The sequence below is a fragment of the Brevundimonas sp. genome (assembly GCF_027484365.1).
Taxonomy (GTDB): Bacteria; Pseudomonadota; Alphaproteobacteria; order Caulobacterales; family Caulobacteraceae; genus Brevundimonas.
This window is the reverse complement of sequence record NZ_JAIXTC010000024.1, coordinates 82,939-90,125: the sequence shown is the minus strand read 5'-3', so window position 1 is coordinate 90,125 and position 7,187 is coordinate 82,939. Positions and strand designations below refer to the sequence as shown.

5 protein-coding genes are annotated in these 7,187 nt (G+C 66.8%); 1 reads left to right on the top strand and 4 read right to left on the bottom strand.

The window, feature by feature from the left end:
* Window positions 1-197: 197 nt before the first annotated feature.
* Window positions 198-1,295 carry an IPTL-CTERM sorting domain-containing protein gene (locus tag Q0044_RS13325; protein WP_298162898.1) on the bottom strand — a complete coding sequence of 366 codons (1,098 nt, stop codon included), beginning with the start codon at window positions 1,293-1,295 and terminating at the stop codon, window positions 198-200.
* Between the two features lie 972 nt (window positions 1,296-2,267).
* Here Q0044_RS13325 and Q0044_RS13320 point away from each other — a divergent pair.
* Complete coding sequence (locus Q0044_RS13320) at window positions 2,268-3,182, top strand: MarR family transcriptional regulator (protein ID WP_298162897.1); 915 nt, start codon at window positions 2,268-2,270, stop codon at window positions 3,180-3,182.
* 300 nt (window positions 3,183-3,482) lie between these two features.
* Here Q0044_RS13320 and Q0044_RS13315 read toward each other — a convergent pair whose 3' ends face one another.
* From Q0044_RS13315 to hflX, 3 genes are all read right to left on the bottom strand, one after another.
* Window positions 3,483-3,836 carry a hypothetical protein gene (locus tag Q0044_RS13315; RefSeq protein WP_298162896.1) on the bottom strand — a complete coding sequence of 118 codons (354 nt, stop codon included), beginning with the start codon at window positions 3,834-3,836 and terminating at the stop codon, window positions 3,483-3,485.
* 330 nt (window positions 3,837-4,166) lie between these two features.
* Window positions 4,167-5,591, bottom strand: a complete 1,425-nt coding sequence (locus Q0044_RS13310; RefSeq protein WP_298162894.1) for an IPTL-CTERM sorting domain-containing protein — start codon at window positions 5,589-5,591, stop codon at window positions 4,167-4,169.
* Window positions 5,592-5,833: 242 nt separating this feature from the next.
* Window positions 5,834-7,129 (bottom strand): GTPase HflX, encoded by a 1,296-nt coding sequence (gene hflX, locus Q0044_RS13305; protein ID WP_298162905.1) that lies wholly within the window; start codon window positions 7,127-7,129, stop codon window positions 5,834-5,836.
* Window positions 7,130-7,187 lie beyond the last annotated feature (58 nt).

The following is a 7,187-nucleotide window of genomic DNA, read 5'->3' as shown; positions in this document are numbered from 1 at the left end:
TCCCAGATTTCAGCCCGCTGAGCCGCCGAATAGTAGATCCGCCGCCGCTGCTTCATCGCCCACGCTCCATCTCCGAAGAAAAGCTAGCGTGTTGCGTTCACCGGTTGAGCCCGCCGTGGAAAGGAGACGTTGCCCGGATGCGCAAACGGCCCTGCTGTATCCAGACAGGGCCGTTCAGTACGGGTCGGTTTGTCTGATCAAATGTCTTGGTGCCGCCGCTGGATCATGACCGCGGCCCCACCCGCCAGCATCAGGCCCATGATGATCATCGCCCACTGCGAAAGCGTCGGCACGGCGGCAGGCGCGGCGGCACCGATGAACTGGCCCAGGCTAAGTGGACTGCTCCCCACGGCCATTGTGGCGACGACGGCATTGGTGGCGGTGTTGATCACGGAGACGGTGTTGGAGTTGCTATTGGCTACATAGGCGCGGGTGCCGTCGGGGGTCACAGCCACGCCGCGGGGAGCGTTCCCTACGGCCACTGTGGCGACGACAGCATTGGTGGCGGTGTTGATCACCGAGACGTCGGCGGAGTAAATGTTGGTGAGATAGGCATGGGAGCCGTCGGGGGTCACAGCCACAGCGTAGGGACCGAACCCCACGGCCACTGTGGCGACGACAGCATTGGTAGCAGTATCGATCACCGAGACGTTGTTGGAGTCTTCGTTCGCGACAAAGGCGCGGGAGCCGTCGGGTGTCACAGCCACGCCGGAGGGTCTGGTCCCTACGGCCACGGTAGCGACGACGGCATCGGTGGCGGTGTTGATCACCGAGACGGTGTTGGAACTGTAGTTTGCGACATAGGCGCGGGAGCCGTCGGGGGTCACAGCCACGCCGAGGGGTCTGGTCCCTACGGCCACGGTTGCGACGACGGCATTGGTGGCGATGTTGATCACGGAGACGGTGTCGGAGACGTTGTTCACGACATAGGCGCGGGAGCCGTCGGGGGTCACAGCCACGCTGGCGGGATTGGTGCCCACGGCCACGGTGGCGACGACGGCATTGGTGGCTGTGTTGATCACCGACACGTTGGCGGATCCGAGGTTGGTGACATAGGCGCGAGTGCCGTCGGGGGTCACCGCCACGCCGTGGGGAATCATCCCCACGGCCACCGTGGCGACGACGGCATTGGTGGCTGTGTTGATCACCGACACGTCAGCGGAGCCAGCGTTCGAGATGTAGGCGTTCTGGGCCCGGGCGGCACTGGACCCCATCAGGATGGCCACGCCGATGGACAGCGCGGCACACAGTTGCTGAGCCTGCTGTATCCGGAAAGTGACTTTGGACCTATACATCTTCGGGTTCTCGGACCGAGCCAGACAATCAGCTCGCCAACCGCCGTTTTTCCACGGTTATTGCAGCGCGACAAGATCGTGCAGGACAGGTCGAGCCAGGAAAAAGAGCTCGCTCAGCGCGTGCGTTCGGCCTTGTGCCGAAACGTCCGGAGACGCGACTACATGGCTCCAGAATAAATGCCCGAACCGTCGCGTTGCACGGATCATGACGACGGTTGGCCTCGTCCGCTCCCCGGTAGCGGGGCCGGTGTCGGTCGGATAAGCTGCGTTCCATGCGAGGTCTCCCGGATTAGCCTAAGTCCATTGGCGAATTTGATTGTTTTTCAGAGGTCCACGCCTCGACTCGGTTGGCGGACAACGGCCCTGTTTCCCGGAGGCAGACCGTCCAAACCGCCGATTAGGGTCGAGAGCGGACACGGTCTTCCTGGCGGAAAGCGGACCTTCGGTCCGACGAAAGTCCTCTCCCGACCGGAGAGGGATTCAGGGTCCCACCCAAACTGCCGCTCGAACCGCCCCATCGCTTTCGCACTAAGCGGCACGGTCAGCAGCATCTGACCCTGATCATCCGTATCCCGCGCCGTGACCCGACCGTGTCCGTCGAGCCAGGCCAGGGCCTCGCCCCGTGAGGGTTGCAGCACCCGTTCGGTTTCGCGGTGTCGTCGATCAGGTCGATGATGGCCCGACGCAGGGTCTCGATCCCCTTCCCGGACCCTCCGCCGCCAGCCATCAACCCGCGCGGGATGCCGTACCCCTCGCGGATGCCCGCCGCCGTCACGCCCGCAAGAGACGCCCGCCGGTCAGGGTCCCACGTGGTTCCGCCGGGTCCGTCGGGATCGGCGGGGTTGATCTGTGTGTCGGAGGTTATGGCGCGCAGCGGACGGCGTGTGAATTCGGTTTCCCAAGCTTGACCGTTATCCCACAATGCGACGCTGGCCGCGCTTGTGACGCCAGGACCGATCTGACCGTGAGTTGATGCCGAACCGTACCGACGCCGCCCGGGTAGCCTGGCTCAATGAGCGCCTCGCACTGGGTTTCATCCACACGTCGCGGACATGGATCGACGAGGACCTGATCTCGGCCCTGCTGGTGGCCGGGGTGCTGAGCGCGAACGTCGAGCCGGCGGGGGTCGCCACGGCGCACATCGCCGAGGGCGGTGCCTTGCCGGACGAACTGCGGCGACCGATCAATGCGATGAGCGTGGCCCAGTCGCTCGGGATCGCCAACGAGACCGCGCGGGGCAAGCTGGCCAGGCTGGTCGACAGCGGGACGCTACAGAGGGCCGGCGAGGGCTTCATCCTGAGCGCGGCGACCGTGGCATCGCCGCCCCTGGGACAGGCGATGAGGGCCTTCGTCGGCGCGATCGCGGCGTTTGCGGCCGGCCTGTCCGATGTCCGGGCCTGCGGCATGGACGGGGCCGGGCTGGCACCGCCGACCCCGGCCCTGGGCGGTCTGGCCGTCAGACTGTGCACCGCCCATGTCCTGCGCTGGATCGACCACGCCCGAAGTCTGCACCCGTCGATCGGACTTCCCGGTCTCTACGTTCTGCTGGCCCTGGGCCATATCGTCGGGACCAGTCTGCGATTGCCGCCGGCCGATCCGGGCGCCGCCGAGGGCTTGTCACCGGCGCCGGGACTGGACCCCGTTACGATCGCGGACCTGGCCCGTTTCACCGGAATGCCGCACGAGACCCTGCGGCGACAGGTGCTGAAGCTGCAGACGGCGGGTCTGGTCGTCCGGGAAGGGCATGGCTGCGATCTCGCCCTGACCAACCCGGTGGTCGTGGGGCGCTGGACCGAGATGAGAGATCAATCGATGATCCGGGCCGATCAGCTGGTCGGCAAGCTCCGCCTTGCGGGCGTCATCATCGACAAGCCCGAACAAGGCTGAGCGTTGAGGCATCGGAGATCCGTGGACGTTCCGCTGTAACCGGAACCGCCGGGCGATGAAGGCCAGTGACCCGGAGCGGGCTCTTCCTCGTGCCGGAACGACGTCACAGGCGAAGCGGCTCCTTTTCGAACCATCGCATGAAGGCGCGGAACACCGGTCCTCCGCCCCGCTGACCGGAGACACGCCTGCGCCGTGATCGCTGACCGATCTCGACGACGACATCCCGCGAGGCGCGCCGTTCGATCCGGTCGCCTGGCGCGTGAGGCGTGATCCGGGTCCCACCGCCCCGGTGCGAGGGGGTCATCGTCCGCTTCCCGCGACCGGGCTGGCGTGAGCGTCGTCCAACAAGGCCCTGCAGGTCTCGGTCAGGGCCCAGCGGTAGGAGCCAGGGCCCAGGGGGGTGTGGAGAAGAGGCGCGGGACGCCGCCGCGCGGTGATCGAGACGTAGGTCTCGAAGGCGGCGAAGATCTCGTCGCTTTCGGCTTTCGATGGGTGACCATACCGACCGGAGCGACGGCGGGCCACGCAGTTCGCGACGTCCTGGCGGTGCGCCGCCCCGCCCAGTCCGTTCAGGGCGTCGATGATGTCCGCGACCACGGGGTCAATCCGCCCCTTCTCAGCCTTGAAGGCCGAATAGCTGACAACGTTACTCAATTTCCTGGCCCCGTCGGGTTCGTCAGGAAATTGATACCGGTGACAACTCTGACCATAAAGTTGGTCGGTCACGGATTCGGGGATTTGGACTCACAGTATCGGCGGGGGTCCCGGAACGAAAAGGGCCGGGTCTCGGCAGGGGCGCCCGCTTGAGGCGCCATAAGCCGCCGCTCGAACCGCCCCATGACCTTCCGGGCCAGCCGCAGGGTCAGCCGGCATCCGCACCTCGTCGTCCGGGTCGCGCGCGGCGACCCGGACAGGCTCAAGGAGTCAGGCCAGAGCCCCGTCCCGGGAGGGTTGCAGGACCTGTTCGGTCTCAGGGGCTGGCGGTCAGGCGACCTGGCGGCGTCGCTGGATCATCACCGCAGCACCGCTCGCCAGGATCAGACCGAACAGGATCATCGCCCATTCGGACAGGGTCGGAACCGGGGCCGCGGGCGGGGCGGGGGCGCCGAATCGAGAGGCCTGGATGATACCGGCGCGGGCCCACACGGCGGTGGCGACGCCCGCGGAGGTCACGGCCACCTGGGGGTTGTCGGCGTGCTGGCCGGTCGTGGACAGGTCGGCCGGGGTGCTCCAGCTCGTCCCGGTAAAGCGCGACGCCTGAATGATCCTGTTCGTTCCGTTGTGTCGCGCCCAGACGGCGGTGACGACGTTCGCCCCATCCACCGTCACCTGGGGGTCAACCGCCGCTGCGGAGCCCCCGAGCGACAGATCGTAGGGGGTGGCGCTCCAGTTCGTCAGACCGTCAGAACGAGACGCCTGGATGATGTTGTTCCGGGTCCAGACGGCGGTAAAGATGTTCGCGCTGTCCACCGTCACCTGGGGGCTGCGTGCGCTTGGACCGGCTGCGGTCAGATCGGCGATCCCTAGCCAGCCAAATCCGGCCAAAAAGCTCCGCGCCTGTATGACATCGTTATTTGCGGCAAGAAGTCCGAGCACCCAAACGACGGTGACCCGGTTGTTGCTGCCCACCGCCACCTGGGGGAAATATGCTGGCACACCGGATCCGAAATTGTTGGAGATATCGATCGGGGCCGTGATGACCGATCCATTCCAACGCCCGGACTGAACGATGAACTCTGTCCCACTATCCCTGGTCCAGACGAAGATGACGGTATTGAAACGATCCACCACCATCCGGGTGTTGTATGCAGATCCACCAGCATTCGACAGATCGACCGGGCTGCCCCACTGACCCGCAGAATAGCGCGACGCCTGAACGACATATACGGCTCCGTTGAACCGGGACCAGGCGACGGTGACCACATTGTTGCTGTCGACCGTCACACTGGCGTCGAGCGTAGCCTGGGCGCCGGAGGATAGGACGGCAAACTGACCCCAGCTGCCTGCAGAATAGCGTCTCGCCAGAACGCTGGTTTGGCCCCCCACGTCCCTGATCCAGATGGCCGTCACGTCACCCGCGGAGTCCACGGCGAGCTGGGGCTTGGATGCCGTCGAACCGCCACCGGACAGATCGTCTGGCGTGCTCCAGCCCGATCCGGCATTGCGCGACGCGTAGATCCGGCCGGCCTGCTCCCAGACGGCGGTCGCGACCCCCGTGGCGTCGACCTTCACCTGCGGGTTGCTCGAGGTCCCTGCGGTGGAGACATTCGGTGTCGCCGTCCAGGTCTGGGCCATCGCCGGCAGGGCGACCAGGCTGAAGGCCAGCGCCACCGCCAGTCGCCGAACCGCCCCCGCCGAGCCCGCGGCGCGAACGAGGTCGGCCAGAACCGCCCGAATTCCATGAAACATGTCGCCACCCCCAACCGGATCCAGTCAGGCCCACCCCGGACCGAATGGCGCCGCTTAGCAAACGGGGGCGTCTCGTCTAATGGACACTTTTGATACACTCCTGATTAACCGCACGAATTTCCCCCGTTACTTGAAATCGGGAGCATCCTCAGGGCGCGAGACGTCAAGCGCCTTCATGTTCGGCGCGCGATGACCGCCGGCCGGAGGGTGGCCCCGCTCCCGCCGGGCGAGGGTGTCGGGCTCTATCCGAACTGACGTTCGAACCGTCCCATGGCCTGCGGGTCGAGCCGCACGGTCAACAGCATCCGCCCCTCGGCGTCCGTGTCGCGCGCGGTCACCCGGCCGTGCTCATACAGCCAGGCCAGGGCCTCGCCCTGGGAGGGTTGCAGGACCAGTTCGGTCTCGGGGTCGTCGTCGATCAGGTCGGTGATGGCCTGGCGCAGGGTCTCGATCCCCTCCCCGGTCCAGGCGGAGACGGCGACCGAGGCGTTGCCCGAGCGGGCGGCCTGGCCCTCGATCTCTTCGCGGGCGTCGGGATCCAGCAGGTCGGTCTTGTTCCAGACTTCAAGGATGCGGCGGGGTTTGCCCTCGGGTTGCTCGATCTGTTTCAGGACCTCCTCGACGTCCTTCGCCTGGGCCGCGCTGTCGGCCGAGGCGATGTCGCGGACGTGGAGGATCAGGTCGGCCTCGCCCACCTCTTCAAGCGTCGCGCGGAAGCTCTCGACCAGTTCGTGCGGCAGGTCGGAGATGAAGCCCACGGTGTCGGCGATGATGGCCGGGCGGCCCTGCGGCAGGCGGATGGTGCGCTGGGTGGTGTCGAGGGTGGCGAACAGCAGGTCCCTGGCCAGGACCTCGGAGCCGGTCAGACGGTTGAACAGGGTCGACTTGCCGGCGTTGGTGTAGCCGACCAGGGCGACCGCCGGGAACGGGGCCTTCTTGCGCTGTTTGCGGTGCAGGCCGCGCGTGCGGCGGACCTCCTCGAGCTCGCCCTTCAGCTTGACGATACGGTCGGCGATCAGGCGGCGGTCGAGCTCGATCTGGGTCTCGCCGGGGCCGCCGGTCGAGCCGGTGCCGCCGCGCTGGCGCTCCAGGTGGGTCCAGGTGCGGACAAGGCGGGACTTCTCATAGTCGAGCCGGGCCAGCTCGACCTGGAGCCTGCCCTCCTTCGTCCGTGCGCGACGGCCGAAGATCTCCAGGATCAGGCCGGTGCGGTCGATGACCTTGCAGTCCCATTCCTTCTCCAGATTGCGCTGCTGCACCGGGGTCAGGTCGAAGTCGATGACGGCGGCCTCGGCCTCGGCGGCGCGGATCAGGGCGGCCAGTTCCTCGACCTTTCCGGCCCCGAACAGGGTGGCGGGCGTGGTCTTGCGAAGGCGCACGATCTCCTCGGCGCGGACGTCGAGGTCCAGGGCGCGGGCGAGGCCGGCGGCCTCCTCCAGACGTTCCTCCGCCGGGCGCGAGGCGCGCTCGCCGAGGTCGGGATGGAGGACGACCGCGCGGATCAGCGGCACGGAATGGTCGATGAGTTTGGAGTTCAGGGGGGCTCTCAAGTGGCGAGTGGTGAGTGAAGAGTGGCGAGCAAGGAATACCGCCGAC

Coding starts and splice junctions, on each gene's coding strand:
- Q0044_RS13325 (WP_298162898.1), bottom strand. CDS start 1,295: ATGTATAGGTCCAAAGTCACTTTCCGGATACAGCAGGCTCAGCAACTG.
- Q0044_RS13320 (WP_298162897.1), top strand. CDS start 2,268: ATGCCGAACCGTACCGACGCCGCCCGGGTAGCCTGGCTCAATGAGCGC.
- Q0044_RS13310 (WP_298162894.1), bottom strand. CDS start 5,591: ATGTTTCATGGAATTCGGGCGGTTCTGGCCGACCTCGTTCGCGCCGCG.